Genomic DNA, 2,382 nt, shown 5'->3' with positions numbered 1-2,382 from the left:
TTCGTCGAGCGTCTCCCAGTAACCGACGGCGAGGCCCGCGGCGTACGCCGACCCCAGCGCCGTCGTCTCGTCGACCTGTGGGCGAACGATGGTCGAGCCAACGATGTTCGCCTGCAGTTGACACAGGAAGTTGTTCTTCACTGCGCCGCCGTCGACGCGCAGGTCCGTCATCTCGATGCCCGAGTCGGCCTCCATCGCGTCGGCGACGTCTTTCGTCTGGAACGCGATGGATTCCAACGTTGCACGAACGACGTGTTCGCGCCGCGTCCCTCGCGTCATCCCGACGATGGTTCCGCGTGCCCGGCCGTCCCAGTGCGGCGCACCGAGTCCAGTGAACGCCGGCACGAAGTACACCCCGTCGGTCGAATCCACCGACCGTGCCAGTTCTTCGGTCTGGGCGGCGTCCTCGATGAGTTGCATATCTTCGAGCCACTCGATTGCGGCCCCGGTGATGAAAATCGAGCCTTCGAGGGCGTACTGGACCGGCTCACCCGAACGCTGGAAACCGACGGTCGTGAGCAGGCCGTGTTCGCTTTCGACGGCTTCCTCGCCGGTGTTCATCAGCATAAACGAACCAGTGCCGTAGGTGTTCTTCGCGTCACCCTCGTCGAAGCACGTCTGGCCGAACAGCGCTGCCTGCTGGTCGCCGAGTGCGCCTGCAACGGGGACCTCGGTGCCGAGGAAGCCCTCCGAGTCGGTCGTTCCGTAGAGGTCGTCGTCCGACGACGGGCGTACTTCGGGGAGCGTCGCGGCGGGAACATCGAACTCGTCGAGCAGTTCTTGGTCCCACTCGTTGTCGTGGATGTTGTACAGCATCGTCCGCGACGCGTTCGTCACGTCGGTGATGTGGTTGCCGGTCAGTTTGTAGATGAGCCACGTGTCGATGGTGCCGAAGCGAATCTCGCCGTCCTCCGCGCGGTCACGGATATCGTCGGGCCGCGAGCGCTGGAGTTTGATGGGGTCGGCGTTGTCGAGCAACCACTCGGCTTTCGTCGCCGAGAAGTACGCGTCGGCCTCCAGTCCGGTTTTCCCGCGAATCCACTCGACTTTGTCTTCTTCCTGTAGCTTTTCGACGCGGTCCGTCGTCCGGCGGTCCTGCCAGACGAGGGCGTTGTGAACCGGCTTCCCGGTGTCGGCGTCCCACAGCAGCGTGGTCTCACGCTGGTTCGTGATGCCGATAGCTTCCAACTGGTCGGCCGTCAGGTCGGCGTTGCGCAGCGCCGTCTCGATGACGCGCTTCGTGTTCCGCCATATCTCCATCGCGTCGTGTTCGACCCACCCCGGTTCGGGGTATATCTGCTCGTGTTTCTCGTAGGCGTTCGCCACGACCTCGCCGCTGTGGTTGAACACCATGAATCTCGTCCCAGTCGTCCCTTGGTCTATCGCGCCGACGTACGTGTCGTCTACCATCGATTGTTGTCTCCTGGCCTGCGGAACCACAGTTGTTTACTGTGGACTTTTGACCACCAGTAAACAGCATGGACATACATGATAAAACTATGGATTCCTATCATCTCTTTCGGGTTGTAACCGCAGTAAACGAGGCATTTCGGACGTTGAACACTCGACTACGTGTCCACAACTGTTCAATTTGCGTGTACTTTACGCCAGCATCCGCTGCGGGGATAAAGTGAAGTGCTGTGGCCCGAAGGTACACGCAAGTAGATGACAGACACACCCCACGTGCTGGTCGTCGGGGGCGGCTCCACCGGCTGCGGCATCGCACGCGACCTCGCGATGCGCGGTCTTGACGTCACCCTCGTCGAACGGGGCAACCTCACCCACGGCACCACCGGCCGCATGCACGGGCTCTTGCACAGCGGCGGCCGCTACGCCGTCTCCGACCAAGCCAGTGCCAAAGAGTGCATCGAGGAGAACCGCGTCCTCCGCGACATCGCCGCCCACTGCGTCGAGATGACCGGCGGCCTGTTCGTCCAGAAACCCGACGACGACGACGACTACTTCGAGCAGAAACTGAAGGGCTGCCGCGAGTGCGACATCCCCGCCGAAGTACTTTCCGCCGAGGAAGCCAGAGAAGTCGAACCCTTCCTCGCCACGGACATCAAACGAGCCATCAAAGTCCCCGACGGCGCTATCGACCCCTTCCGCCTCTGCGTCGCCAACGCCGCCAGCGCCCAAGAGTACGGCGCGCGCATCGAACCCCACGCCGAAGTCATCGACGTACTCCGAGAAAACGGCGAAGTCGTCGGCGTCGAAGTCCAACACGACTCCGGACCCGGCAAACGCGTCCACCGCACTCCCGGCAGTACGGAAAAGATTCGCGCCGACTACGTCGTCAACGCCACCGGCGCGTGGGCCGGCCAAATCGGCGAGATGGCCGGCGTCGAAGTCGCGGTCAGACCCTCGAAGGGCGTCATGACT

General features: G+C 62.6%; 2 protein-coding genes. One reads left to right on the top strand and one right to left on the bottom strand.

The annotated features are described in order from the left end of the window. A partial coding sequence (gene glpK / locus AUR64_RS02965) for a glycerol kinase GlpK (protein WP_058580469.1) occupies positions 1-1,410 on the bottom strand: 1,410 nt, incomplete at its 3' end. A gap of 255 nt (positions 1,411-1,665) precedes the next feature. Between glpK and AUR64_RS02960 the strand changes: the two genes are divergently transcribed. Continuing rightward, the coding region (locus AUR64_RS02960; RefSeq protein WP_155120491.1) for an FAD-dependent oxidoreductase at positions 1,666-2,382 on the top strand (717 nt) is incomplete at its 3' end.

Origin of the sequence: Haloprofundus marisrubri (assembly GCF_001469955.1) — an archaeon.
In the GTDB taxonomy this organism is placed as follows: Archaea; Halobacteriota; Halobacteria; order Halobacteriales; family Haloferacaceae; genus Haloprofundus; species Haloprofundus marisrubri.
The sequence above is the reverse complement of the archived record's forward strand: the minus strand, read 5'-3'. Positions and strand labels throughout refer to the sequence as shown.